At 66.7% G+C, this 24,700-nt stretch carries 22 protein-coding genes and 1 riboswitch; of the genes, 15 read left to right on the top strand and 7 right to left on the bottom strand.

The genetic code is table 11. The features are described from left to right. Position 1: 1 nt before the first annotated feature. Positions 2–970: a threonine-phosphate decarboxylase CobD gene (gene cobD / locus I6F38_RS20480; RefSeq protein WP_225161566.1), complete on the top strand. Its 969-nt coding sequence runs from the start codon at positions 2–4 to the stop codon at positions 968–970. Positions 971–1,222: 252 nt separating this feature from the next. Here the strand turns inward: cobD and I6F38_RS20485 are convergent, their stop codons facing one another. After that, positions 1,223–2,671 carry a cobyric acid synthase gene (locus I6F38_RS20485; RefSeq protein ID WP_225161567.1) on the bottom strand — a complete coding sequence of 483 codons (1,449 nt, stop codon included), beginning with the start codon at positions 2,669–2,671 and terminating at the stop codon, positions 1,223–1,225. An 11-nt stretch (positions 2,672–2,682) separates the two neighbouring features. After that, on the bottom strand, positions 2,683–3,336 hold the full coding sequence (cobO, locus tag I6F38_RS20490) for a cob(I)yrinic acid a,c-diamide adenosyltransferase (RefSeq protein ID WP_225161568.1): 654 nt from the start codon (positions 3,334–3,336) through the stop codon (positions 2,683–2,685). 36 nt (positions 3,337–3,372) lie between these two features. Next, positions 3,373–3,585: riboswitch (cobalamin riboswitch) on the top strand. Positions 3,586–3,678: 93 nt separating this feature from the next. On the opposite strand from cobO, the gene I6F38_RS20495 reads away from it, so the two are divergent. From I6F38_RS20495 to cobJ, 7 genes are read left to right on the top strand one after another with little or no spacing between them, the layout of a single operon-like run. Continuing rightward, a complete protein-coding gene (locus I6F38_RS20495) occupies positions 3,679–4,053 on the top strand; it encodes a DUF1636 domain-containing protein (RefSeq protein ID WP_225161569.1) in 375 nt (124 codons plus the stop codon). Further along, positions 4,050–5,084: a cobalamin biosynthesis protein CobW gene (gene cobW / locus I6F38_RS20500; RefSeq protein WP_225161570.1), complete on the top strand. Its 1,035-nt coding sequence runs from the start codon at positions 4,050–4,052 to the stop codon at positions 5,082–5,084. The genes I6F38_RS20495 and cobW overlap by 4 nt, the downstream gene beginning before the upstream one ends. Continuing rightward, positions 5,084–8,332, top strand: a complete 3,249-nt coding sequence (gene cobN, locus I6F38_RS20505; protein WP_225161571.1) for a cobaltochelatase subunit CobN — start codon at positions 5,084–5,086, stop codon at positions 8,330–8,332. The genes cobW and cobN overlap by 1 nt, the downstream gene beginning before the upstream one ends. Next, positions 8,329–9,492: a precorrin-3B synthase gene (gene cobG, locus I6F38_RS20510; RefSeq protein ID WP_225161572.1), complete on the top strand. Its 1,164-nt coding sequence runs from the start codon at positions 8,329–8,331 to the stop codon at positions 9,490–9,492. The genes cobN and cobG overlap by 4 nt, the downstream gene beginning before the upstream one ends. After that, a complete protein-coding gene (locus I6F38_RS20515) occupies positions 9,492–10,121 on the top strand; it encodes a precorrin-8X methylmutase (protein WP_225161573.1) in 630 nt (209 codons plus the stop codon). Before cobG ends, I6F38_RS20515 begins: the two co-directional genes overlap by 1 nt. Before the next feature lie 2 nt (positions 10,122–10,123). Continuing rightward, positions 10,124–10,855 carry a precorrin-2 C(20)-methyltransferase gene (locus tag I6F38_RS20520; protein ID WP_225161574.1) on the top strand — a complete coding sequence of 244 codons (732 nt, stop codon included), beginning with the start codon at positions 10,124–10,126 and terminating at the stop codon, positions 10,853–10,855. Then, positions 10,852–11,586, top strand: coding sequence for a precorrin-3B C(17)-methyltransferase (gene cobJ, locus I6F38_RS20525; protein ID WP_225161575.1), 735 nt, complete (start codon positions 10,852–10,854; stop codon positions 11,584–11,586). The genes I6F38_RS20520 and cobJ overlap by 4 nt, the downstream gene beginning before the upstream one ends. Here cobJ and I6F38_RS20530 read toward each other — a convergent pair. Beyond that, on the bottom strand, positions 11,562–12,311 hold the full coding sequence (locus I6F38_RS20530; RefSeq protein ID WP_225161576.1) for a cobalt-precorrin-6A reductase: 750 nt from the start codon (positions 12,309–12,311) through the stop codon (positions 11,562–11,564). The two genes, cobJ and I6F38_RS20530, sit on opposite strands and share 25 nt — an antisense overlap. Here I6F38_RS20530 and cbiE point away from each other — a divergent pair. Genes cbiE through cobF form a run of 6 tightly spaced genes read left to right on the top strand, consistent with a single transcriptional unit; the run spans position 12,310 to position 17,427 of the window. Continuing rightward, positions 12,310–13,491 carry a precorrin-6y C5,15-methyltransferase (decarboxylating) subunit CbiE gene (cbiE, locus tag I6F38_RS20535; protein ID WP_225161577.1) on the top strand — a complete coding sequence of 394 codons (1,182 nt, stop codon included), beginning with the start codon at positions 12,310–12,312 and terminating at the stop codon, positions 13,489–13,491. The genes I6F38_RS20530 and cbiE overlap by 2 nt on opposite strands. After that, complete coding sequence (locus tag I6F38_RS20540) at positions 13,488–13,856, top strand: cobalamin biosynthesis protein (protein WP_225161578.1); 369 nt, start codon at positions 13,488–13,490, stop codon at positions 13,854–13,856. Before cbiE ends, I6F38_RS20540 begins: the two co-directional genes overlap by 4 nt. Continuing rightward, complete coding sequence (gene cobM, locus I6F38_RS20545; RefSeq protein ID WP_225161579.1) at positions 13,853–14,638, top strand: precorrin-4 C(11)-methyltransferase; 786 nt, start codon at positions 13,853–13,855, stop codon at positions 14,636–14,638. The genes I6F38_RS20540 and cobM overlap by 4 nt, the downstream gene beginning before the upstream one ends. Continuing rightward, positions 14,635–15,945, top strand: coding sequence for a cobyrinate a,c-diamide synthase (locus I6F38_RS20550; RefSeq protein WP_225161580.1), 1,311 nt, complete (start codon positions 14,635–14,637; stop codon positions 15,943–15,945). The genes cobM and I6F38_RS20550 overlap by 4 nt, the downstream gene beginning before the upstream one ends. Beyond that, complete coding sequence (cobA, locus tag I6F38_RS20555; RefSeq protein ID WP_225161581.1) at positions 15,942–16,670, top strand: uroporphyrinogen-III C-methyltransferase; 729 nt, start codon at positions 15,942–15,944, stop codon at positions 16,668–16,670. The genes I6F38_RS20550 and cobA overlap by 4 nt, the downstream gene beginning before the upstream one ends. 7 nt (positions 16,671–16,677) lie before the next feature. Next, positions 16,678–17,427, top strand: coding sequence for a precorrin-6A synthase (deacetylating) (gene cobF / locus I6F38_RS20560; protein ID WP_225161582.1), 750 nt, complete (start codon positions 16,678–16,680; stop codon positions 17,425–17,427). 569 nt (positions 17,428–17,996) lie between these two features. On the opposite strand, the gene I6F38_RS20565 is transcribed toward cobF, so the two are convergent. Together I6F38_RS20565 and I6F38_RS20570 are read right to left on the bottom strand one after the other, a co-directional pair. Next, entirely contained in the window at positions 17,997–18,503 is a 507-nt protein-coding gene (locus tag I6F38_RS20565; protein WP_225161583.1) for a DUF417 family protein, read from the bottom strand. 36 nt (positions 18,504–18,539) lie between these two features. Further along, entirely contained in the window at positions 18,540–19,076 is a 537-nt protein-coding gene (locus tag I6F38_RS20570; protein WP_225161584.1) for a carboxymuconolactone decarboxylase family protein, read from the bottom strand. A gap of 128 nt (positions 19,077–19,204) precedes the next feature. Here I6F38_RS20570 and I6F38_RS20575 point away from each other — a divergent pair, with 128 nt between their 5' ends. Continuing rightward, positions 19,205–20,200: an AraC family transcriptional regulator gene (locus tag I6F38_RS20575; protein WP_225161585.1), complete on the top strand. Its 996-nt coding sequence runs from the start codon at positions 19,205–19,207 to the stop codon at positions 20,198–20,200. A gap of 53 nt (positions 20,201–20,253) precedes the next feature. On the opposite strand, the gene I6F38_RS20580 is transcribed toward I6F38_RS20575, so the two are convergent. Both I6F38_RS20580 and I6F38_RS20585 read right to left on the bottom strand, forming a co-directional pair. After that, the gene (locus I6F38_RS20580) at positions 20,254–21,180 is read right to left on the bottom strand and encodes a response regulator (RefSeq protein ID WP_225161586.1); all 927 of its coding nucleotides are present in this window, start codon (positions 21,178–21,180) and stop codon (positions 20,254–20,256) included. Next, the gene (locus I6F38_RS20585) at positions 21,170–24,538 is read right to left on the bottom strand and encodes a hybrid sensor histidine kinase/response regulator (protein WP_225161587.1); all 3,369 of its coding nucleotides are present in this window, start codon (positions 24,536–24,538) and stop codon (positions 21,170–21,172) included. The genes I6F38_RS20580 and I6F38_RS20585 overlap by 11 nt, the downstream gene beginning before the upstream one ends. Positions 24,539–24,700 lie beyond the last annotated feature (162 nt).

Here is a 24,700-nt window from a genome sequence, read left to right on the forward strand (position 1 = left end):
CATGCGGGAGCACGGCGGGAACCTTGATGTCGCCCAGCAGCGCTTCGGCGGCGCCGCGGACGACTGGATCGACCTGTCGACCGGGATCAATCGGGTGCCGTATCCCTTGGTCGATGTCGAGCCGCGGCAATGGAGCGCGTTGCCGTCGCGATCCGATCTTGAATCGCTGCACGACGCCGCGCGGCAGGCCTATGCCACCAAGGCGCCGATCGTGGCGATGGGCGGTGCGCAGGCCGCGATTCAGTTGCTGCCGCATCTGGCGCTCAAGGGGCGGGCGCGGATTCTGGCGCCGACCTACAATGAATATGCCGCGGTGTTGTCGGTCGCCGGCTGGGACGTCGCCGAGGTGTCCGATCTCGCCGCGCTGGCGGGAGCGGACATCGCCGTCGTCGTCAATCCGAACAATCCTGATGGACGACGCCATGATCGGCGCGAGTTGCTGGCACTGCTGCCGCGCGTTGGCCGGCTCGTCATCGACGAGAGTTTTGCGGACGCCGTTCCTGACCTGTCCCTTGCACCGGAAGCAGGACGCGCGGGGCTCCTGATCCTGCGCTCCTTCGGCAAGTTCTACGGACTTGCCGGCTTGCGCCTCGGCTTCGCGATCGGCAACGAGGCGGACATCGCCGCGCTTGCCGCGATGGCGGGCCCTTGGCCGGTTTCGGGAGCAGCAATCGCGATCGGACGGCGCGCGTTGCTCGATCGCAACTGGGCCAAGGCGACAGCCGCGCGGCTCGCGGACGACTGCGTCAGGCTCGATGCAATGGCGCGATCGCGGGGCTGGACGCTGGTCGGCGGCACGTTGCTGTTCCGGCTCTACGAGACCGGCGATGCGTTGGCCGCGCAGGAGAAGCTTGCGCGCAGCCAGATTTGGTCGCGGGTTTTCCAGCAGAAACCGGGATGGCTGCGCCTCGGCTTGCCGGGCAGTGAGGCCGAATGGTCGCGCCTTTCCGCCGTGTTGTCTTCGGTCTAGCGACGATCTCAGCGTCACCTCGCCCCGCGTGCGGGGAGAGGCATAGGCCGCCTTCGGCGGCCGTTCTCAAGAACGCCAAAGCAGAGCTTCGGCTATGCCGCATCGCCAGATGCGTTCCGGGTGAGGGGGAGTCTCCGCGAACGCAGCTATCACCGGATATGCGGAGACGGCCCCTCACCCCAACCCTCTCCCCGTGAAGAGCGGGGAGAGGGGGTACAGCGCCGTCGCTGTTCGACCAGGAATCATCTCGCTCTAACGCGCCAGTGCGAGCAGGCCTTCGACATCGAGATGGGTCTCGATGTGCTCGGCAAGCGCGTCGAGCGCGCTCTCCACCCTGGCACCGTAGGGCTGATCAGCCGCCGCGATGTCGAGTTGCGCGAGGAAGGCCTTGCGAAATTCGTCCGAGGCGAACAGGCCGTGCAGATAGCTGCCGCGAACGCGCCCATCTGCGGAAACCGCGCCCTCGGCCGTACCGTCGAGTGATGCAAAAGGCCGCGCGCGATCGGGGCCATCGGTGCGGCCGATATGGATCTCGTAGGCGCTGATCGGCTGGCTGGTCGCGGCATGCACCGCGCTGGCGCGCGTCAGCGTCTTCTGTTCGGTCATGGTGGTTGCGACATCGAGCAGCCCGAGCCCGCGCGTTTCGCCGGCAGGACCTTCGATCCCATCGGGGTCGGCGACGCTGTGTCCAAGCATCTGGTATCCGCCGCACAGGCCGAGGACATGGCCGCCGCGGCGATGATGCGCGAGGAGATCGATGTCCCAGCCCTGCGCGCGCAGGAAGGCGAGATCGCCGCGGGTCGATTTCGAGCCGGGCAGGATGACGAGCTTCGCATCACCTGGGATGGCTTCGCCCGGACGTACCATCACGAGATCGACGCCGGGCTCCAGCTTCAGCGGATCGAGGTCGTCGAAATTGGCGATCCGCGACAGCGCAAGGAACGCGATCTTGCACTGGCCCGGCTTGCGCGCCTCGCCGAGCCCGAGCGCATCTTCCGCCGGAAGCTCGCCGGCGCGGACGAACCAGGGCAGCACGCCAAATCCGCGCCAGACGGTGCGCTCTTCGATCAAGCGATAGCCGTCATCGAACAATGTCGGATCGCCGCGGAATTTGTTGATGACAAAGCCCTGGATCATCGCGGCATCATCAGGGTCGATCACCGTCTTGATGCCGACGAGCTGCGCGATCACGCCGCCGCGGTCGATGTCGCCGACCAGCACCACGGGCACGTTGGCCCGGCGTGCAAACCCCATATTGGCGATATCGGATTTGCGTAAGTTGACCTCGGCGGGGCTGCCGGCGCCCTCGACCAGAACGAGGTCGGCGCGCTGCTTCAGGCGCGCAAAACTCTCCAGCACCGCGCCCATCAGCGATGGTTTCATGCCGGCATATTCGCGCGCGCGTGCGGTCGCGATCCGTTTGCCGTGTACGATGATCTGGGCGCCGACATCGGTTTCGGGCTTGAGCAGCACCGGGTTCATGTCGGTGTGCGGCTCGACGCCGGCGGCGAGCGCCTGCAACGCCTGCGCGCGGCCGATCTCGCCGCCGTCGACGGTCACGGCGGCGTTGTTCGACATGTTCTGCGGCTTGAACGGCAGCACGCGCAGGCCGCGCCGTCTGGCGGCGCGGGCGAGGCCGGCGACGATGAGCGATTTGCCCACGTCCGAGCCGGCTCCCTGGATCATCAATGCGCGCGCCATCGTGATGTCCGTCAGAACTCGACGCCCGGCTGGGCCTTGATGCCGGAGCGGAACGGATGCTTCACCAGCGTCATCTCGGTGACGAGGTCGGCAATCTCGATCAGCTCCTCCTTGGCATTGCGCCCGGTGAGCACGACATGGGTCATCGGCGGCTTCGACGTGGTCAGGAACTCGACGACGTCGGCGATCGCGAGGTAATCGTAGCGTAGCGCGATGTTGATCTCGTCGAGCACGACCATGCGCAGGCTCGGGTCCGCGATCAGCTGCTTGGCCTTTTCCCAGCCGGCTTGCGCCGCCGCGATGTCGCGGGCGCGATCCTGCGTCTCCCAGGTAAAGCCTTCGCCCATGGCGTGGAATTGACAGAGATCGCCGAAATGCCCGGTGAGCAGGCGGCGCTCGCCGGTATCCCAGGCGCCCTTGATGAACTGCACCACGGCGCAGGGAAAGCCGTGCGCCACACAGCGCACGATCATGCCGAACGCGGAGGACGATTTTCCTTTGCCGGCGCCGGTATGAACGATGATCAGGCCCTTTTCACCGCTCTTGGTCGCCATGATGCGGTCGCGGGCGGCCTTCTTTTTCGCCATCTTGTCGGCATGGCGCGTATCCAGCGAAAGATCGGTGCCGACGGCGCCGTCTTCAGCGCCCTTTCCATCAGAAGTCATCACATTCCTTCGGCTTGACAAGTGCGAGGCTTGGACGAATGGTGGTCCCGCGTTGGTTCCTGTCCTACGACAGGCGAAGAGGGAATGCGATAGGGCTCCGCTAAATCGGGCCCGAAGCGCAGCCGCCCCCGCGACCGTGACCGGAGAGATGCCCAAGCCACTGATTCCATGCGGAGTCGGGAAGGTGGGCATCGAAGGGTAAAACCTGCTCCGCAAGCCGGGAGACCTGCCAACGCAGCATGTTGTGAAACCGGCGGACGGGGTGTTCCGCGACGGGGAACGAACCTGTCGAAAATCGGTTCGTGTGCCTCATCGCTTCCCGCTGTCAATCCAGGAAGGGCGATGAGCGTTACACTTCATGTCTGCATCACTTGCCGCGCCGGCCAGACGCCGGCGGAAGGTGAGCTCGCGCCCGGTGCACGCCTGCATGCCGCGCTTGTCGAGGCCGGCGTGCCCGATGACGTCAATCTGGTTCCCGTCGCATGCCTGTCGGCCTGCAGCCAGGGCTGCTCGGTCGCGCTCAGCGCGCCGGGGCGCTGGTCCTATGTCTACGGCCGACTGTCCTCTGATAATGCCGCGGATGTGATCGCCGGTGCCTCCGCCTATGCGGCGGCGCCCGACGGCATCGTGCCGTGGCGCAGCCGTCCGGAAATCTTCCGCAAGCAATCGCTCGCCCGCATTCCACCCATCGCCGTCGTGCCGGAGGCCGCAGAATGACCACGCTCGCCAAAATTCCCGTCACGGTCGTGACCGGCTTCCTCGGCTCCGGCAAGACGACGCTGATCCAGCATCTGATCCGCAATGCCAACGGCAAGAAGCTCGCGGTGCTGGTCAACGAATTCGGCAGCGAAGGCGTCGACGGCGACATCCTGAAGTCGTGCGCCGACGCCAATTGTCCGGCCGAGAACATCGTCGAGCTCGCCAATGGCTGCATCTGCTGCACCGTCGCCGACGATTTCATCCCGGCGATGGAGCAGTTGCTGGCGCGCGCCGTGAAGCCCGATCACATCGTGATCGAAACCTCCGGGCTCGCCCTGCCGAAGCCGCTGCTGAAAGCGTTCGACTGGCCGGAGATCCGTTCGCGGATCACGGTCGACGGCGTGATCGCGCTCGCCGACGCCGAGGCCGTCGCCGCCGGCCGGTTTGCGCCTGATCCGGCCGCGGTGGATGCGCAGCGCGCAGCGGACGACAATCTCGACCACGAGACGCCGCTGTCGGAAGTGTTCGAGGACCAGATCGCCTGTGCCGATATCGTGCTGCTGACAAAGGCCGATCTCGCCGGGGCGGAGGGGATCAAGACAGCGAAAGAGGTGATCGCGGCCGAGATGCCGCGCGAGGTGCCGATGTTGCCTGTCGTCGACGGCACGATCGACGCGCGCGTGATCCTCGGGCTCGGGGCGGCGGCTGAAAACGACCTCGCGGCGCGGCCGTCGCATCACGATGGCGAGGAGGAACACGAGCACGACGATTTCAATTCCGTCGTGATCGATCTTCCGGAAGTTTCGGATGTCGACGCGTTGGTCGCCTCGATCAAGGGGCTGGCGCGCGAGCAGAACGTGCTGCGCGCCAAGGGCTACATCGCGGTCGAAGGCAAGCCGATGCGGCTGTTGGTGCAATCGGTCGGCGAGCGGGTGCGGCATCAGTTCGACATGCCCTGGGGTGCCCGGGCGCGGCAGTCGAAGCTCGTCGTGATCGGCGAACATGCCGACATCGATGAAGCCGCGATCAGGGCACGGCTTGGTGTCTGATGCACGTCGTCTTCCGCGAGAGCCGCGGCCTTGAGGAGACCGCGACGCCAAGGGACCTCGGCCAGGATCCGGCCGATCTCGTGGTGTTGTCGTTTTCCGACAGCGATCTTGCTGCCTTCGCGGCCGGCTGGTGCCGCGGCCGTGCCGCGCTGCCGTCGCTGCGGCTCGCCAACCTCGGGGAGTTGCGCCATCCGCTGTCGGTGGATACCTATATCGAGCGGACGCTCTCGCACGCCCGCGGCATCCTGGTGCGGCTGATCGGCGGCGAGCCCTATTGGTCATACGGGCTGGCCGCGGTGCATCGGCTGGCGAAGGAGCGCGGCATTGCCCTGGTCGTGCTGCCGGCGGATGGCCGCGACGATCAGCGGCTCGACGAATTCTCGACCTTGCCGGTCTCGACGCTGCGCCGTCTGAAGGTACTGTGCGACAAAGGCGGCCCCGTTGCCGCGCAGGCCGTGATCGCGCAACTGGCGCTGGCGTCCGGACTTTATGCCGGACCCGTGGTCGGCGAGATCGATCTTCCCGAGATCGGCGTCTACGATTCCCGGCGCGGTGCCATCGCGGCGTTGCCGGCACCGGACGGCCGGCCGCGCGTGCTGGTGACGTTTTATCGTTCCTACCTCGCGGCCGGCGACACGGCGCCGGTCGATGCATTGATCGATGCATTGCGTGAGAGGGGCTTTGATGCCCACGGTGTCTTCGTCACCTCGCTGAAGGCGGCGGGCGTGGCCGACTGGCTGCGCGCTCAGTTCGCGCAATGCGCTCCAGCGGCCATCGTCAATGCGACCGCGTTTTCCGCGGCCGGTGACGACGGCACGACGCCGTTCGACGCTGCATCATGCCCGGTGTTCCAGGTCGCGCTGTCGACCGCGCGGCGCGAGGATTGGGCCTTGTCGCTCCGCGGGCTCTCGCCCGGCGATCTCGCGATGCATGTGGTGCTGCCGGAGGTCGACGGCCGCCTGTTGGCGGGCGTCGTCAGCTTCAAATCGCCTGGTGAGCGCGATCCCGAGCTGCAATTCGCGCATCTTGCGCATCGACCGGATGCCGAGCGCGTCGCTGCAATTGCCGCACGCGTGGCCGCCTGGCATCGGCTTGCCAGCAAGCCGGCACAGGAGAAGCGGCTTGCGCTGGTGCTCTCGAACTATCCCGGCCGTCCGCATCAGATCGCGCATGCCGTCGGCCTCGATGCGCTTGCCTCGGTCGGGGCGTTGCTGACCGATCTCGCGGCCGCCGGATTTGACCTTGAGCCGGTGGAGTCGCTGGGCGACATTCTTTTGCGCAGGAATTTGACGTGGAACGTCGCCGACTATCGCGCGGCGCTTTCCGGCCTTCCCGAGCTGCTGCAGGACGATCTCAGCCGCGCATGGGGCGCGCCGGAAGATGATCCCGATTGCCGTGACGGCGCATTTCATTTCGCGGCGATCTGCTGCGGCAAATCGGTCATTGCCGTTCAGCCGGAGCGCGGTGAGGTGGGGCAGCGCGACGCCGACTATCACGATCTCTCGCGTACGCCGCGCCATGCCTATGTCGCATTCTATCTGTGGCTCAGGCAGCAGGCCATCGATGCCGTCGTCCACATCGGCGCGCATGGCACGCTGGAATGGCTGCCCGGCAAGTCGGTTGCGCTGTCGTCCGCATGCTGGCCGGAGGCGCTGATCGGCGATCTGCCTGTTGTCTATCCCTTCATCGTCAACGATCCCGGCGAGGCCGCTCAGGCCAAGCGCCGGATCGGTGCCGTGACGATCGGCCATCTGCCGCCGCCGCTCGCGAAGGCCGCGGTGCCGGAAGGCTTGCGCAATCTCGAGCGCTTGCTCGATGAGTATTCGACCGCCGATGGTCTCGATCCGGCGCGGCGGCAGCGCCTGATCGCCGCGATCCGCGACGAAGCGCGCATCGCCGGGCTGGAGGACGATCTCGGTCTCGCCGCGTCGGTCTCGGCGGCCGAGGCCATTCCGCAGATCGATCGTTTCGTCTGCGACCTCAAGGAAAGCCAGTTCGGCGACGGCTTGCATGTGTTCGGACGGGGCGCTTGCGGCGAGGCGGAGAGGGCGGCGCTGCGCGATGCGCTCGCGGGTCGGCGCGTGGCGCCGGGGCCGTCGGGCTCGCCCTATCGCGGACGTCGCGACGTGCTGCCGACCGGACGCAATCTGTTTGCCGTCGATCCGCGCGCGGTGCCGACGCCGTCGGCGCATGCCCAAGGCGTGAAACTCGCCGAGGAGCTGCTGCGCCGTCATTTGCAGGATCACGGCGACTGGCCGAAGGGACTCGTGGTCGACCTCTGGGGCTCCTCGACGATGCGCACCGCGGGCGAGGATTTTGCGATGGCCCTGCACCTCGCCGGCATCGCGCCGCGCTGGGATCATGGATCGGGGCGGGTGTCGGGCTACGACATCATCGCGCCGGCGGAGCTCGGCCGTCCCCGCATCGACGTCACGCTGCGGGTGTCGGGGCTGTTCCGCGACGTCTTCTCAGGGCTGGCCCAGTTGTTCGAAGCCGCGGCGGAGGCGTTGTCCGAACGCAGCGATGAGGCGGACGAGAATCCTTACCGGCAGCGCATTGCGCGCGTGTTCGGTCCTCGCCCCGGACATTATGGCGTTGGCATTTCGTCGGTCCCCGACGTCTTCACACCGGAGGCGCGCGAGGCGGCCGGCGAAGCATGGCTGTCGGCATCGTCGTGGGCTCTCGCATCCGACGGCGAGATGCGGCCCGATCGCGCCGGCATCGAGGCGCGGCTCGCGGCTGCGGACAGTTTTGTTCACACCCAGGATCTGCCGGAGACCGATCTGCTGCTGGCGGCCGACTACGCCGCGCACGAGGCGGGCATCGCGGCGGCGGCGAGGCGCCTTGGCACGAAAGCCCCATCGCTCTATCACCTCGATGCGACGCGGCCGGATCAGCCGCATGCCCGGGCGTTGACCGAGGAAATCTCACGGGTGGTGCGAGTGCGCGCGGCCAACCCTGCCTGGATCGCGGGCATGATGCGCCATGGCTTCCGTGGTGCCGCCGAAATCACAGCGACGTTGGAGCACATGGCGGCGTTCGCCCATCTTGCCGGCGCGGTGCCGCCGCATCTGTTCGATCTCTACTACGATGCGACGCTCGGCAATGACGAGGTTCGCGGCTTCATGGCGCGCGAGAACCCGGCGGCGCTGGCTGCGATCGAAACCTGCTTCACGAGATTGCATGAAGCCTCGCTCTGGCAGACGCGGCGCAATTCGATCGCGGCTGCGCTGCAGGAGGCCTCATGAGCGCGGTGGCGGTCAAGGGCTGGTGTCCAGGCGCGCTGCGGCCGATGCAGTCAGGCGATGGCCTCGTGGTGCGCATTCGCCCGCGCGGCGGACGGCTGCACGCGGCGCAGGCAGCGGGAATCGCCGAGCTGGCGGCGCGATACGGCAACGGCCTGATCGACCTGACCAGCCGCGCCAATCTCCAGATCCGTGGCGTCAGCGATGAAGCTTATCCGCCCCTGGTCGATGGGCTCGCCGAGTTCGGGTTGCTGGACACGGACTCGAATACCGAGGCGCAGCGCAACATTCTGGTGACGCCGTTCTGGACCGCCGCCGACGAGACGCGCTCGCTTGCGACCGAGCTTGAGCAAGGGCTAGCCGGTGCCTCGCTTGATCTTCCAACCAAGTTCGGCTTCGCAATCGACGATGGCAATGCGCGGATGCTGGCGGATGCGTCCGCCGATATCAGGATCGAGCGCGATCGCAACCGGGGACTGCTGGTGCGGGCCGATGGCGTACCGCGCGGGCTTCCGGTCACGCGGAGCGAGGCGGTGCAGGCGGCGCTGGCGCTGGCCGAGTGGTTCGTCGCCTCCGGCGGAACCAAGGGTGAGAAACGGCGGATGGCGGCTCATCTGGCGGGCGGCGCGAGCGTTCCCGAGACACTTCGCGGCGATGCCGAGCCCGTGGCCCGATCGGCGGCCCCTGCGCCTGGCCTCTATCCGGTGGGCGCGATGGTTGGCGTCGCCTTCGGGCAGATGCCGCACCAGACGCTCAACGATCTCTCCGGCTGCGCGCGGGCTCTCCGCATGACGCCGTGGCGGATGATGCTGGTGGAGGGGATGCGCGAGATGCCGGGTGGGGCGGACCTCGTGACTGATGCCGGCGATCCGAGGCTGCGCGTGGTCGCCTGCAGCGGCGCACCGCGCTGCGGCGATGCGCATGCGGATACGCGTATGCTGGCGTCGGCGCTCGCGCGGCATATCCCACTCGATGCGCGGCTTCACGTCTCCGGCTGCGCCAAGGGCTGTGCCCATTCCGGTTCTGCGGATGTTACCCTCGTTGCGACAGACAACGGCTTTGATCTGATCCGCCGCGGCACGACGCGGGATGCGCCTGTCATCCGAGGGTTGAGCAGTTCGTACCTCGTCGCAAATCCCTCTGTGCTGACGGGAGGCCGCTGATGCCGCACGTCTACGAGACCGATGGCGCGACGATCTATCGCCAGTCCTTTGCCACCATCCGCTCCGAGGCCGACCTTGCCCGCTTCACGCCAGACGAGGAGCCGGTGGTCGTGCGCATGATTCATGCCGCCGGCATGGTGGGCCTGGAAGCGCATGTCCGCTTCACATCGGGCATGGCCGCCCGCGCGCGAGCCGCCCTGCAGGAGGGCGCGCCAATCCTCTGCGACGCGCGCATGGTGTCGGAGGGAATTACGCGCGCGCGGCTGCCGGCCGGCAATGCCGTCATCTGCACGCTCGGCGATGTCAAGGTACCTGCACTCGCGCAATCGATGCGCAACACGCGCTCCGCGGCAGCGCTCGAGCTGTGGCGGCCGCATCTGGCCGGCGCCATCGTCGCGATCGGCAATGCGCCGACGGCGCTGTTCCATCTGCTCAACATGCTGGAAGATCCCGATTGCCCACAGCCGGCGGCGATCATCGGCTGTCCGGTCGGCTTTGTCGGCGCGGCGGAATCCAAGGCGGCATTGATGGCTGAGCCCCCCGTGCCGGCGCTAACGGTCGAGGGACGGCTCGGTGGTTCGGCGATCACGGTTGCCGCCGTCAATGCGCTGGCGAGCCGGAGCGAATAGCGATGGGACGCATCATCTGCTGCGGCCTCGGCCCAGGCGATCCGGACCTGATGAGCTTGCGCGCCGACCGCGTTGTGCGTGCCGCGAAGCACGTCGCCTATTTCCGCAAGAAGGGCCAGCCGGGGCAGGCACGCCGCATTGTCGAAGGCTTGCTCGCCGCAGACGTCAGCGAATATCCGATGGAATATCCGGTCACCACCGAGATCGCGTTCGACAGTCCGGACTATGCGCGGCTGCTGGCCGACTTCTATGACGAATGGGCCGAGCGCCTGGCGCGATTTGTGCGCGCGATCGACATCGTCGTGCTCTGCGAGGGCGATCCCTATTTCTATGGCTCGTTCATGCATCTGCATGCGCGGCTGCAGGGTCGTGTCGAGATCGAGGTGATCGCCGGCATTCCCGGGATGGTCGGCTGCTGGAATTCGGTGGGACAGCCGATTGCGCTGGCCGACGATGTGACGACCGTTCTGATGGGGACGCTGCCGGAGGCGGAGCTCGCCGAGCGGATGCGCAGCTCCGACGCGCTGGTCGTCATGAAGACCGGTCGCAATCTTCCGAAGATTCGCCGCGCGCTGGCATCCGCAGGGCGCCTCGATGATGCGTGGCTCGTCGAACGCGGCACCATGCCGGATCAGCGCGTCGCACGGCTTGCAGATGTCGGCGAGGCCGATTGTCCCTATTTTGCGATCGTGCTGGTGCACGGGCAGGGGCGGCGCAGGGAGGTCGCGCAATGACCGGCACGCTGACCATCGCAGGGCTCGGACCGGGCGATGAGGCGCTGATCACGCCGGAGGTCTCTGCTGCGCTCGCGGCTGCGACCGACATCGTCGGCTATGCGCCCTATGTGACCCGCGTGCCGCCGCGCGCCGGGCTCACGCTGCATCCCTCGGACAATCGCGTGGAGTTGCAGCGCGCCGCTGACGCGCTGCGACTCGCGTCGGAAGGGGGCCACGTCGTCGTGGTGTCCTCGGGCGATCCCGGCGTGTTTGCGATGGCATCGGCCGTGTTCGAAGCGCTGGAGGACGCGCCGCAATGGCACGACCTGCCGATCCGCGTTCTGCCCGGCGTGACGGCGATGCTGGCGGCAGCCGCAAGCGCCGGCGCGCCGCTCGGTCATGATTTCTGCGCGATCAATCTCTCCGACAATCTCAAGCCATGGCCGTTGATCGAGAAACGCCTGCGGCTTGCGGCCGAAGCGGATTTCGCGATCGCAATGTACAATCCGCGCTCGGCCAGCCGGCCGGAAGGTTTTGGGCGCGCGCTCGAGATCTTGCGCGAGGCGGGCTGTGACGAGCGGATCGTGGTGTTCGCACGCGCCGTCAGCACGTCTGAGCAGCGGATCGAGACGGTCGAACTGCGCGACGCGAGGCCGGAGATGGCCGACATGCGGACGCTGGTGATCGTCGGCAATTCGGCGACACGGCGGGTCGGTCGCTGGGTCTATGCGCCTAGGCAGGTCCGATGACCGAGCCATTGCATCACCTCGCTCACGCTTTCCACCCGCAGCCTGTCGGGCAGTGGCGGCCGTGTGATCATGATGACGGGAAGGCCGAGCACGCGGGCGGCGTCGATCTTGGCGCGCGCGCCGGTTCCGCCGGAGTTGCGGGCGACGATCCACTCGATGCGACGCGCGCGCATCATCGCGAGCTCATCCTCGAGCGTGAAGGGGCCGCGCGACACAATGACGTCGGCATCGGGCAATGGCAGCGCTTGCTCGGGCGGGTCGACGAACCGCAACGTATAAGCATGCTGCGGCCGGGCGCCGAACGGCGCGACGTGCTGGCGGCCGATCGCGAGGAACACGCGGGAGGGGGTGTCCGGCAAGGCCGCGGCTGCGGATACGACGTCCGCGACCTCGATCCAGCGATCGCCGGAGGTTTTGTCCCAGGGCGCGCGTTCGAGCGCGAGCAGCGGCGTTGCGGTCTGCGCGCACGCCGCGATGGCGTTGCGGCTCATCTCGGCCGCGAAGGGATGCGTCGCATCGACCACATGCGTGACGGCTTCGCGTTGCAGATAGTCGGCAAGACCGCTGACGCCGCCGAAACCACCGCTGCGGACCGGCAATGGCTGGTCAGCCGGCGCACGGGTGCGGCCGCCATAGGAATAGACCGCGTCGATCCCCGCGCTTGCGATCGCAGCGGCGAGCAGATTGGCATCGGCCGTTCCGCCCAGGATCAGGGCGCGCATCATGGATAATCCCTGGTTGACCATCATCGGCATCGGCGAAGATGGCCTTGCCGGCCTCTCCGATGCAAGCCGAAAGGCGCTCCGTGAAGCCGAAACAGTTTTCGGCGGCGAACGGCATCTCGCGCTCGCCGGCATCGCCGACCGTGGCCGTGTCTGGCCGGTGCCGTTCGATGCGAACATCGTGCTGAGCTGTCGCGGCCGTCCGACGGTGGTGCTCGCGTCGGGCGATCCGTTCTGGCATGGCGTCGGCGGAAGCCTTGTCGAGAAGCTGCAGGCCGGTGAGTGGGTCGCGCACTCCGCGCCGTCGACGTTCTCACTGGCGGCGGCTCGTTTGGGCTGGCGTATCGAGAATGGTGTCTGTCTCGGTCTTCATGCCGCACCGTTCGAACGGTTGTTACCGCATCTCGTGCGCGATGCGCGGATCATCTGCCTGCTGCGTGACGGCAAGGCAGCTTCCGACCTTGCGCGCTGGCTGACGGAGCGTGGTTGGGGGGCGTCGGCAATATGGACGCTTGCGGCGCTTGGCGGACCGCGTGAATCCATCACACAGCATCGCGCCGACTCGTATGCGGGTGATTCAGGCGAGAGCCTGGTCGCAGTCGCGCTGGAGGCGCGGGGAGCGCAGGGAATCGCACGCAGCTCGGGTCTTGCCGATGCGCTCTTTGTGCATGACGGGCAACTGACAAAGCGGCCGGTCCGCGCGCTTGCGCTGTCGGCGCTTGCGCCGCGGCCCGGTGAGCGGCTGTGGGATGTCGGCGCGGGCTCGGGCTCGATCTCGATCGAATGGGCGCTGTGTGGAGGGACGGCGATCGCCGTCGAAGCCCGCACCGAACGCGCCGCCAACATCCGCAGCAATGCGGCGAGCTTCGGCCTGACGCATCGGATCACAGTCATCGAAGGCGAGGCGCCCGGCGCTTTATCGGACCTCGCGGCGCCCGATGCCGTGTTCATCGGTGGCGGCCTCGACGCCGCGATGTTCGATGCGATCTGGTCGCGGATTGCGCCGGGCACGCGGCTGGTCGCGCATGCGGTGACCCTGGAGACAGAGGCGCTGCTCTGCGATCTGCACCAGCGTCATGGCGGCGAGTTGATGCGACTCGAGATCGCGCAGGCCGAGCCATTGGGCCGCTATCGCGCCTGGAAGGCCGCACGGCCGATCGTGCAATGGAGCGCGCTCCGATGAAGGTCGCTGGTCTCGGATTCAGGCGCAATGCCAGTGTCGCGTCCTTGCGCGACGCGCTCGACGCGGCCGGCGGTTCCGACGGCCTTGCGGCCGTTGCGACGGTGAGTGACAAGGCCGACGCGGCGGCATTGAGAGACTTGGCGCGGGAACTCGGGCTGCCGGTCCGGAGCATTCCGGCCGGGATCCTGGCTGAGATAAGGACTGCAACGCAATCCGAGTTCATCAAGGCAAGATTCGGAACGGGCTCGGTCGCCGAGGCTGCGGCAATCGCTGCAGCAGGGCGCGGTGCGCGCCTGATCTCGGTCAGGGCCGCGTCACAGGATCGGATGGCCATCGCGGCGATCGCGGAAGGAGACGGCGAATGACGGTGCATTTCATCGGCGCAGGGCCTGGCGCTGCCGATTTGCTGACCCTGCGCGGGCGCGATCTCATCGCCTCGTGCCCGGTTTGTCTCTATGCCGGGTCGCTGGTGCCTTCAGGTGTACTGGCGCATTGTCCGCCGGATGCGCGCATCGTCAACACCGCGTCACTGTCGCTCGACGAAATCATTGCCGAGATCGCGACCGCGCATGCGGAGGGCAAGGACGTTGCGCGGCTGCATTCGGGTGATCTGTCGGTCTGGTCGGCGATGGGCGAGCAGCTGCGCCGGCTGCGTGCGTTGCAGATTCCGTGTTCAGTCACGCCCGGGGTGCCGGCCTTCTCGGCGGCCGCGGCGGCGCTGGAGGCCGAGCTGACGCTGCCGGGCCTTGCGCAATCGGTGGTGCTGACGCGCACGCCGGGCCGGGCGAGCGCGATGCCGGATGGCGAGACGCTCGCAGCCTTTGCCGCGACCGGCGCGGTGCTGGCGATCCATCTTTCGATCCATCTGCTCGACAAGGTCATCGCCGAGCTCACGCCGCATTACGGCGCGGATTGCCCGGTTGCGATCGTCTGGCGCGCGAGCTGGCCGGACCAGCGCATCGTGCGCGCCACGCTCGCGACGCTCGATACCGCCGTCGGCTCCGAGCTCGAACGCACTGCGCTCATTCTGGTCGGCAAGACGCTCGGCGCGGACGAATTCGCCGAGAGCCGTCTCTATGCAGCCGACTACGACCGCCGCTACCGTCCGGTCGGGGCGACGCCGCGTTTTCCGGAATCATCGCAATGACCGCGGGGCTCGTCATCTCTGCGCCGGCATCCGGTGTCGGCAAGACGACGCTGACCCTGGCGTTGGCGCGCGCCTATCGCAATCGTGGTCTCAAGGTACAATGCCTCAAGAGCGGGCCTGATTACATCGATCCCGCCTTTCACGCGGTCGCCACCGGACGCCCGTCGGTCAACATCGATAGCTGGGCGATGGCGCGCGAAGCGATCGCGCATTTGGCAGGCCGGGGCGCGGATGCCGACCTCGTGCTGGCAGAAGGCTCGATGGGACTGTTCGACGGCGTCGCCGCGCGTGGCGTCTCGGGGACCGGCGCCACCGCCGACATCGCCGAGATGATGGAGTGGCCGGTGTTGCTGGTGATCGATCCCTCCGGTCAGGCGCAGACCGCGGCGGCGGTCGCGGCGGGATTGCGTGATTTTCGCCCCGGCGTTCGGCTTGCGGGCGTCGTCCTCAATCGCGTCGCGAGCGCGCGGCATGAAGCGCTGGTGCGCAATGCCATGGAAGGTGCGGGCATTCCGGTATTGGGATCGCTGCCGCGCCACGCCGAGATCGCCTTGCCGAAGCGTCACCTCGGCCTGGTACAGGCCGAAGAGCAGGCTCAAATCGACGGTCTGATTGACGAAGCCGCACGCTTCGTCGCCGAGCATGTCGATCTCGACGCCGTGCTGAAATCGGCCGAGGTCTGGTCACCGCAATCCGCCGTGCCCAGCCTGGACATCACGCCGCCCGGCCAGCGCATTGCGCTGGCGCGCGATGCCGCATTCTCGTTCGTCTATCCGCACATGCTGGAAGCCTGGCGCGCGGCCGGCGCTGAGATCGTGACGTTCTCGCCGCTTGCGGATGAAGGCCCCGATGCGGATGCCGATGTGTGCTGGCTGCCCGGCGGCTATCCCGAACTGCATGCCGGCCGACTCGCGGCCAACAGGCGATTTTTTGCGCAGCTCCGCGCCTTCGCCGAGACCAGGCCGGTGCATGGCGAATGCGGCGGCTACATTGTGCTGGGCGCCGCGCTGACCGACGCCGACGGCGTGCGCCACGAGATGGCGGGCCTGCTCGGCCTTGAGACGAGCTATGCCAAGCGCCGCATGCATCTGGGCTACCGGCTCGCCGAGCTTGCCGCGCCGATGCCCGGCCACGGCCCGGGCGCACGCCTGCGCGGCCACGAGTTTCACTATTCGACGATCATCGCGCAGCCCGACACGCCGCTCGCGGTGGTGCGTGATGCGACCGGTACGATCGTTGCGGAGACCGGATCGCGGCGCGGCTGTGCGACGGGTACATTCTTCCATCTGATTGCGGAGGACCGGTGAGCGGATTCGTTTCCTTCGTCTCGGCCGGTCCCGGCGATCCCGAACTCCTGACCATGAAGGGAGCGGCGCGGCTGCGCGAGGCCGATGTGGTGCTCTATGACGATCTTGCTTCGGGCGCGATCCTCGATCTCGCGCGCGCCGGCGCCAATCTCGTCGCGGTCGGCAAGCGCGCCGGCCGCCTGTCGGCGAAGCAGCACCATGTCAGCCGGCTGCTGGTCGATTATGCCGCCGCCGGCGTGCGGGTGGTGCGGCTGAAATCCGGTGACGCCGGCATTTTTGGACGGCTCGAGGAGGAGATCGAAGCGCTGCGCGTGGCCGGCATCGGCTACGAGATCATTCCCGGCGTGACCTCGGCGTCGGTTGCCGCCGCGCAGGCCGGCATTCCGCTGACGCGACGGCTGACCTCGCGTCGGGTCCAGTTTGTCACCGGCGCCGATGTGACGGGCGAATTGCCCGCGGACCTGAACTTGGCGGCGCTGGCCGATCCGGAAGCGACCACCGTCGTCTATATGGGGCGGCGGACCTTCCCGGCATTGGCCGCAAGGCTGATCGCGCACGGCCTCGCGCCCGACACGCCCGCACTGCTGGCGGAATCGCTCGGCCACGCCGACGAGCGGCTGCTTCGCACCACGATCGCAGCGCTGGCCGAACAGCTCACGCAGGCAGGCGCGGCCACGGCGGCTGCCGTCATTCTGTTCGGTGCGCTGGCGCCGGAGCGAGGGTGACGCGGCCATGTTGACGCTGTCCCTGATCGGCATCGGTTGTGGTGATCCCCGGCAGCTCACTTTCGCTGCGACCGCCGCGATCAATGCCGCCGACCTGATCCTGATCCCGCGCAAGGGGACGGCGAAGTCGGATCTCGCCGAGTTGCGTCGCACCATCTGCGCGGAAGCGTTGAGCAACGACCGCACACGCATTGCCGAGTTCGACCTGCCGGTGCGTGACGCCGGTGAGGAGGACTATCGCAAGGGCGTGGACGATTGGCACGATGCGATCGCCGCGACGTGGTCGAAGGAAATCGCGCGCCATCTCGGCGGGGAGGGACGCGTCGCCCTGCTGATCTGGGGCGATCCCTCGCTCTACGATTCGAGCCTGCGGATTGCGCGACGGCTCGATCCGTTGCCATCGATCGAGGTGATCCCCGGCATCACGTCGATCCAGGCGCTGTGCGCGGCGCATGCGCTGCCGCTCAATGAGATCGGCGAGCCGTTCCTCGTCACGACCGGCCGGCGGCTGCGCGAGGGCGGCTGGCCGCCCGGCGTCGACACCGTGGTCGTGATGCTCGACGGCGGCGCCGCCTTCCAGACGCTGGATCCTGCCGGGCTGCAAATCTGGTGGGGCGCCTATCTCAGCATGCCCGATCAGATCGTCATGGCGGGTGAACTGGCAGAGATCGGCCCTCGCATCGTTGCCGCGCGACGAGAGGCACGTGAGCGGCACGGCTGGATCATGGACAGCTATGTCCTGAAGCGGAGATCGTGATCCAGATTTGCTCCGGCATTCCATGCAGCGGGGCCGCTAGGTCTTCAACCCGCGAATCGAGGGTTGGATGGTCAGGCGGTAAGCGACAAGCTTGTCGCCATCGAACTGCTCGAGGGTCGTCTCGCAAACCGGGCAGCGATACTCGCCCTCACTTCCTGACCCGGATGCCAGCTCAAGGCGTCGGAATCCAGCCCCGCAACGCGGGCATGTGACGTCGTCCTTCTTCATCAACTCACCCCAGAACAACACCGGCGCTCCTTTTTAGCGCAGACCGCGCGGCGGAACTATGTTCATGGCCGGAGAGCTACCGGATCATTCGTGCATGGAAGCGGCGGTGCGTCGTCGAGCGGGCGGCAGCGCAGCCGATCGCGCGGTGCGCGTGGCCGATTTTCACGGCATTATGCAAGTTCGGCAATGGGTTATGGTTCGGCCTTAAGGAGCAGGCGCCGCCGGACCCGTGCAACATAGTGACTGCCATGTCGTTGTGTTCGAGAGAAATGCTGCGTCTGCTCAATACCACGCGCGATCGCCGGCACGCCCGAGGCCCACCGGCGATCAATCGTGATCAGCTATTGCCTGATCAGACGAACCACGTCCTGTCGCAGCAGGTAGAGCGAGACGGCGAGCAGAACGACGTCCTTCATCAGGAACGGCATGTTACCGGTCATCGCGGGGAAGCCACCGGCGGCAACGTCCCAGCCATCGGGCATGAACGGAATGATGGTGACCGTCGCGATGAAGGTGCCGGTCGAGCCGAGGGCGCCGAGCACGCCGAGCCGCTTGTCCCAGAAGCCCGCGAGCAGCAGCGAACCGAACGTCCATTCCGAGGCGCCAAGGAAGTAGCTGGCGCCGGCGTGGCCGAACGCTGGGTACAGCCACCAGATCAGCGGCCCGTTGCTGATGAACGGGACCAGCCGTTCGAATTCGTACGGAAACCACTTCTGGTAACCGAAGAACAAGAACATGATCACCATCGCGGCCCGGACGATGTGATAGTCGAGATCCTCCGCCAGCAGGCCGGACCTGTCGAGCGCGCGGACAAGCGGATTTTGTGTGGTGTTGGCAAGCGTGGTCATGGTCGTGATCCTTTCGCGTGACATCGCTCGGTCGCTTCACGCGACTGCCGGGAAGTCGATGTCGGTGTCGTTGATGCGGTTGAAGATGTTGGTGAAGACCGTGGTCGCAAACGCCAGGCTGATCTCGACCAGCTGCGCGTCGCTGTAGCCGGCGGACTTGATCGCGGCGAAATCCTCGTCGCTGACGGTGCCGCTCGACTGCGCGAGCTTGCGCACGAAATGCACGAGCGCATCGCGCTTGGCGTCACCGGTCGGCGCGCCGCTGCGGATCTGCTTGAGCACATCCGCATTCACGCCGGCGAGCCTGGCGAGATGCGAGTGCGCGGCGACACAATAATCGCAGCCGCCGGCAGCGCTGATCACGAGCTTGACGACCTCCAGGTCGCGCCGGGGCAGGCTGCCGCCGGTCAGCACGGCATCGGCCGCGAGGATCGACTTGAGCGCGGCCGGACCGTGAGCCGCAATCGCCGCGTAGGTGTTCGGGACGGCGCCGATCGCCTTCTTGATCTGGGCGTAGACCTGGCCCGACGGACCGGTATCGGCTTCGAGGTTCGGAACTGAGAGACGAGACATATGGCACTCCTTGTTCGGGGTGGTGAACGATTGCGGAGCGACGGTAGGATCGAGGTTTGAGACATTGAATGTTCATATTGCTCTTTTATATGCTCAATCGTCTCATGCGCTGCTTCGAGGGGATTGCCATGGATTGGCTCAGCCGGCTGTTCGAGATGATGCCGGTGCGCGGGCGGCTCGACCTGCGCTGCAGCTACAGCGTGCCCTGGCGTATCGAGCAGGGACCGGGTGTAACCAGCGAAATCCCCTATCATGCGGTGCTTGCCGGCTCGGCGATCCTGGACGACGCCGCGGGCGGACGGCCGTTGCTGCTGAAGCCCGGCGACATCCTCCTGCTTCCCGGCAACCCGCGACACGTGATGCACGACGGAAGCGGGGCGACACCGCTGCCGGCGCGCAACCGGGCGGCGGAGAATTTCACGATCAGCGAAAACCTCGGATCGGACGAACGGCTTGACCTGTTGTGCGGGCACTTCGCGATTGCACCGCCACACGACCGTCTGTTGCGCGGTTATCTTCCGCCGCGTCTTGTCGTGCATGCCGGCACGCGTGCGGGAAAGGGAACGGCTGCGCAGCTCGCCGGCCTCGTGTCGCTGATGCGCAGCGAAACGGCCGACGATCATCTGGGCGGCCACGCCATGCTGAATGCGCTGTCCACGGCAATGTTCGCGCTTGTGCTGCGGCTTGCCAGCGAGACCGATGCAACGTCACGGGGACTTCTCGCCCTGGTCGGCGATCCCAGGCTCGCACCGGCCGTGGCCGCCATGTTCAAGGAGCCCGCGCGTGCGTGGTCGCTGCCGGAGCTCGCTCGGCTTTGCAACATGTCGCGCGCCACGCTGGCGCGGCAGTTCCAGGACAAGCTTGGGCGATCGGCCAGCGATCTGCTCACCGATATCAGGATGACGCTTGCGGCGAACGAGCTGAAGGGATCGTCGCTTTCGACGGGCGCCGTGGCAGAGATGGTCGGGTATCAATCCGAGGCCGCCTTTCAGCGCGCCTTCAAGAGCCACATGGGCGTGACGCCGGCGCAGTGGCGAAAGACGCAGCCGCCGGAACAGGACGTGTCGTTGGAATCTGCCGCGCCGGCTGATCGGAAAGGCAGTTCGCCGACTGTGGACGCGTAGCGTCCTCCGTGCCTCGCGTACGTTTCGGTGCGCGAGGTGCAGAGGGCGCTCGATCAAGACTTGCGATGCCTTGCGTTGACCGCGATCGCGGCGGCGGCGGTGCGGTTCTCGACCCCGAGCTTGGCGTAGATCTGCTCGAGGTGCTTGTCGACGGTGCGCGGGCTGAGGCCGAGGATCTGCGCGATGTCGCGGTTGGTCTTGCCCTTGGAGAGCCAGGAAAGCACCTCGCCCTCCCGGGTGGTCAGGCCGAGCTCGCTGGAGAACTCGGCCGGCATGTCGCCGCTGGTGTCCTTGGCGAGCCGCAGCAGGAATTCGTTCGGGCCGAGCTTACCCATATATTGCAGCCGCAGCTGCTCGTTGCCGGGGAACGACGCCATGGTCGCGGTCTTCGATCCGGTCTTGCCTTTCTGCGCCTGTTCGAGCCATTGCGGCATCGGATCCGGCAGCACGAAATTGTCGGCGGCGTCGGCGAGCGTATCCGACAGCAGTCGCTGTGCCTGCGGCGTCGCCCACAGCAGCGCGCCGGCGCTGTTCACGGCGAGCAGATAGCGGCCGGAGACATCGAGCGCCGCGCGGGCGCTTTGCGTCATCCGCGCATTGGCGAGATGGACCCGGATGCGCGCGAGCATCTCCTCGACCACGATCGGCTTCGTCACATAGTCGACGCCGCCGGCCTCCAGCCCGCGCACGATGTGCTCGGTCTCGGCGAGCCCCGTCATGAAGATGATCGGCACGCCGTCGAGCCCTGCGTCGCGCTTCAGCCGCCGGCAGGTCTCGAAACCGTCCATGCCGGGCATCACGGCATCCAGCAGCACGATATCGGGCGTGATCTGTTCGACGATGCGCATCGCGGAGGCACCGTCAAGTGCGACCATCACGGTCATGCCGGCGCCGTCGAGCGCATCGGTCAAGAGACGCAACGTCTCGGGTGAGTCGTCGACGACGAGCGCGACGTCGCGCTTCTTCTGTTCAATGGTCATAGCTGTGCAATGTCTTCAACGTCGCCATATATTGATCGAGATCGAACCGGTCGATCAGCGTGCGCATCTGGCCGACGAAATCGGCATGTTCAGGACACTCATTGCCGATCTCGTCGAGCTTGAGCTGGATCGCCCTGACATAGCCGAGCTGGCCGAGGCTGATCAGCTCTTCGACATATTTCACCGGCGGCCGCGAACCACTCTCGGGCTTCCATTGCGGAGGCGCGGCCGGCTCGGCCTCATACTGCCACTCGATCTTGAGCAATTGGCGGATGGTCTCGAGCAGCCGCGGAATGTCGATCGGCTTCATCAGGTAGCCGTCATGGAATGGTTGCGCCAGCGGCGCGCCATGAGCCTCCAGCGCGCTGGCCGAGATCATCAGGATGCGTGCCTGGTGATGGCCTTCGGAGCGTAGGGTTTCGGCGACCGTCCAGCCGTCCATGCCCGCCATCGAAATATCGAGCAGGAACAGGTCCGGCCGGCAATGCTGCGCGAGGGCAAGGCAGCCCGGTCCGTCCGGCGCGCTGAGCAGGATGAAGCCGAGCGGCGTCAGGATCTCGCGCAGGAGGTCGCGGTGGGTCGGGTCGTCGTCGGTGATCAGGATGGTCTTGCGCGGACCGTGATAGCCGTACACGGCAGCATCGACCGGCGCATCGCGCCGCGGATTGGTGACCTCCGACAGCAGCAGCTTGACGCGGAAGGTGCTGCCGGTGCCGACCGTGCTCAGAACCTTGATGTCGCCGCCCATCACACCCGCGAGCAGGCGGCTGATGGTGAGCCCGAGCCCGGTGCCGGTCTGCGGCTGGGTGACGCCGAGTGCGCCGCGCTCGAACGGCGCGAAGATCCGCTCGAGGTCGTCGGGCTGGATGCCCGGCCCGGTATCGATCACCTCGAACTCTGCGACCGGGCTGCGGTAATGCACCACGAACTGCACCTGGCCGGATTGCGTGAACTTGATCGCATTCGACAGCAGGTTGATCAGGATCTGCCGCAGCCGCTTCTCGTCGGCATAGACGACGACGGGCAGCACGGCCGGCCGTTTGAACACGAAGTCGATGCCCTTTGCTGCGGCTTGCAGGCGGAACATGCCGACCAGCTGCTCGAGGAAATCGTTCAACCGCACTTCGTCGCGCGACAAATAGAGGCGGCCGGCCTCGATCTTGGAGATATCGAGGATGCCGTCGATCAGCCCCGACAGATGATCGGCGCTGCGGCGGACGACGCGCACTTGCTCGCGCGGCCGCACCTGCAGGCTATCGTCCTGCTCCAGCAATTGCGCGTAGCCGGAGATCGCATTCAGCGGCGAGCGAAGCTCGTGGCTGAGGCCCACGACGTAGCGGCTCTTGGCGAGATTGGCCGATTCCGCGACCTCCTTGGCGCGCTGCAGTTCGGCGTCGGTGCGTTTGTGGGCGTCGATCTCCTGGATCAGCAGCATGGTCTGCCGGCGCGTTTCCGCTTCCGCGGCGCGCCGGCTCTGTTGCGCCAGCACGAACAGCCAGGCGACGACGCCGATGATCAGGGTCAGCGCAAAGAACACCTTCCAGAGCACGTCGGCCAGCAATTCGTTGGCATGCACGGCTGCCGTGGTCTGCAGGTAGATCAGGCCGAGCACCAACGCCACGAGGCCGGCTGAGACGGCGAACACGCCGAGATAATGCCCAAGCTGCGAGTTGATGCGGGCATAGATCGGCTGCGGCATCACCTTGCCCAGCGCGTCCGAGACCTGTGCGCCGATCCGGCCATGCGGCTTGCAGAGGTCATGGCAGCGTGCGTCGAGCGAGCAGCACAGCGAACAGATCGGGCCGGCATAGGCCGGGCAGGAGGCCATGTCCTCGGGCTCGAACGCATGCTCGCAGATACAGCACTGGATCGATTCAATGTTCTGCCAGCTCCGCTTCGGCTTGCGGGCGATGTAGTACTTGCCGTCGGTGGCCCAGGCGATCAGGGGAGCCGTGACGAACGCGACCGCAAGCGCAACGAAGGCCGATAGCGCCTTCGCGGTCGGGCCGAACAGGCCGTAGAACGCGCTGATCGAGACCACGGTGGCGATCGTCATCGCGCCGACGCCGACCGGATTGATATCGCAGAGATGGGCGCGCTTGAACTCGATGTGCTGCGGCCGCAGGCCGAGCGGCTTGTTGACGACGAGATCGGCCACCAGCGCGCCGACCCAGGCGATTGCGACGTTGGAGTAGAGCGCGAGCGTCTGCTCCAGCGCCTTGTAGACGCCGATCTCCATCAGCAGCAGCGCGACGACAACATTGAACACCAGCCACACCACGCGGCCGGGATGCGAGTGGGTGAGGCGGGAGAAGAAATTCGACCAGGCGATCGAGCCGGCATAGGCGTTGGTGACGTTGATCTTGACCTGCGACAGGATCACGAATGTCCCGGTCAGCGCCATTGCCAGATCCGGCTGCGACAGCACGTAGCGGAAGGCTTCGAGATACATGTTGGCCGGCTCGGCCGCGTGCTCGGCCGAGACGCCGTGGCTGAGCGCGAAGAAGGCGAGGAACGAGCCGGCCAGCAGCTTGAGCGCGCCGAGCACGATCCAGCCGGGATCGGCGCTCAGCAGCGCGATCCACCAGGCCTTGCGCGAGGTGCGGCGGTCACGCGGCAGAAAGCGCAGGAAGTCGACCTGCTCGCCGATCTGCGCCACCAGCGCGAACACGACGGAGGCCGCGGTGCCGAACAGCAACAGATCGAGATTCCCTGCGGGATCGCCGTGATCGCCGGCGAATTTGCGCCACTCGGTGAACGAATGCGGATTCGCCCAGGCGATCGCCGCGAACGGCATGATGTGGAGGATGATCCACAGCGGCTGGGTCCAGAGCTGGAAGCGGCTGATCAGCGTGATGCCGTAGATAACCAGCGGAATGATCACGACTGCGCTGATCAAATAGCCGATCGGCCGCGGGATGCCGAAGCACATGTCGAGCGCGCTGGCCAGGATCACCGCCTCGATCGCGAAGAAGATGAAGGTGAAGGAGGCGTAGATCAGCGAGGTGATGGTCGAGCCGATATAGCCGAAGCCGGCGCCGCGGGTCAGCAGGTCGATGTCGATGCCGCTTTTCGCGGCATGGTAGGCGATCGGCAGCCCGCAGAGGAAGATGATGACGCTGACGACCAGGATCGCGGCGGAGGCGTTCATCGCGCCATAGTTCAGCGTGATGGTGCCGCCGATCGCCTCCAGCGCGAGGAAGGAGATCGCGCCGAGCGCGGTGTTGGCGACGCGGGCGGCGGACCAGCGCCGCGCGCTCTTGGCGGTGAAGCGCAGCGCGTAGTCTTCCAGCGTCTGGTTGGCGACCCATTGATTGTACTGGCGCCTGACGCGGTCTATCCGCTGCCGCCCTGCCACTCGTTTGAACTCCTGGTCCACGATGCGCTGATCGCGGGCAAATCCCGTACCAAAAACCTACGTCGCTATTTTGCGGTGCAGTATACGCGATCTCACGTATCAGTGCGCTGCACAAAAGTGAGCAATCCTCGCCTGATCAATAAGCGTTCTCGAACCAGATGG

This window comes from Bradyrhizobium sp. BRP56, from assembly GCF_020194035.1.
Lineage (GTDB): Bacteria > Pseudomonadota > Alphaproteobacteria > Rhizobiales > Xanthobacteraceae > Bradyrhizobium > Bradyrhizobium australafricanum.

What these genes read in the sequence shown, in the direction of transcription:
- cobD (WP_225161566.1), top strand. Translation starts at nt 2, where the DNA reads ATGCGGGAGCACGGCGGGAACCTTGATGTCGCCCAGCAGCGCTTCGGC.
- I6F38_RS20485 (WP_225161567.1), bottom strand. Translation starts at nt 2,671, where the DNA reads ATGGCGCGCGCATTGATGATCCAGGGAGCCGGCTCGGACGTGGGCAAA.
- cobO (WP_225161568.1), bottom strand. Translation starts at nt 3,336, where the DNA reads ATGACTTCTGATGGAAAGGGCGCTGAAGACGGCGCCGTCGGCACCGAT.
- I6F38_RS20495 (WP_225161569.1), top strand. Translation starts at nt 3,679, where the DNA reads ATGAGCGTTACACTTCATGTCTGCATCACTTGCCGCGCCGGCCAGACG.
- cobW (WP_225161570.1), top strand. Translation starts at nt 4,050, where the DNA reads ATGACCACGCTCGCCAAAATTCCCGTCACGGTCGTGACCGGCTTCCTC.
- cobN (WP_225161571.1), top strand. Translation starts at nt 5,084, where the DNA reads ATGCACGTCGTCTTCCGCGAGAGCCGCGGCCTTGAGGAGACCGCGACG.
- cobG (WP_225161572.1), top strand. Translation starts at nt 8,329, where the DNA reads ATGAGCGCGGTGGCGGTCAAGGGCTGGTGTCCAGGCGCGCTGCGGCCG.
- I6F38_RS20515 (WP_225161573.1), top strand. Translation starts at nt 9,492, where the DNA reads ATGCCGCACGTCTACGAGACCGATGGCGCGACGATCTATCGCCAGTCC.
- I6F38_RS20520 (WP_225161574.1), top strand. Translation starts at nt 10,124, where the DNA reads ATGGGACGCATCATCTGCTGCGGCCTCGGCCCAGGCGATCCGGACCTG.
- cobJ (WP_225161575.1), top strand. Translation starts at nt 10,852, where the DNA reads ATGACCGGCACGCTGACCATCGCAGGGCTCGGACCGGGCGATGAGGCG.
- cbiE (WP_225161577.1), top strand. Translation starts at nt 12,310, where the DNA reads ATGGATAATCCCTGGTTGACCATCATCGGCATCGGCGAAGATGGCCTT.
- I6F38_RS20530 (WP_225161576.1), bottom strand. Translation starts at nt 12,311, where the DNA reads ATGATGCGCGCCCTGATCCTGGGCGGAACGGCCGATGCCAATCTGCTC.
- I6F38_RS20540 (WP_225161578.1), top strand. Translation starts at nt 13,488, where the DNA reads ATGAAGGTCGCTGGTCTCGGATTCAGGCGCAATGCCAGTGTCGCGTCC.
- cobM (WP_225161579.1), top strand. Translation starts at nt 13,853, where the DNA reads ATGACGGTGCATTTCATCGGCGCAGGGCCTGGCGCTGCCGATTTGCTG.
- I6F38_RS20550 (WP_225161580.1), top strand. Translation starts at nt 14,635, where the DNA reads ATGACCGCGGGGCTCGTCATCTCTGCGCCGGCATCCGGTGTCGGCAAG.
- cobF (WP_225161582.1), top strand. Translation starts at nt 16,678, where the DNA reads ATGTTGACGCTGTCCCTGATCGGCATCGGTTGTGGTGATCCCCGGCAG.
- I6F38_RS20565 (WP_225161583.1), bottom strand. Translation starts at nt 18,503, where the DNA reads ATGACCACGCTTGCCAACACCACACAAAATCCGCTTGTCCGCGCGCTC.
- I6F38_RS20570 (WP_225161584.1), bottom strand. Translation starts at nt 19,076, where the DNA reads ATGTCTCGTCTCTCAGTTCCGAACCTCGAAGCCGATACCGGTCCGTCG.
- I6F38_RS20575 (WP_225161585.1), top strand. Translation starts at nt 19,205, where the DNA reads ATGGATTGGCTCAGCCGGCTGTTCGAGATGATGCCGGTGCGCGGGCGG.
- I6F38_RS20580 (WP_225161586.1), bottom strand. Translation starts at nt 21,180, where the DNA reads ATGACCATTGAACAGAAGAAGCGCGACGTCGCGCTCGTCGTCGACGAC.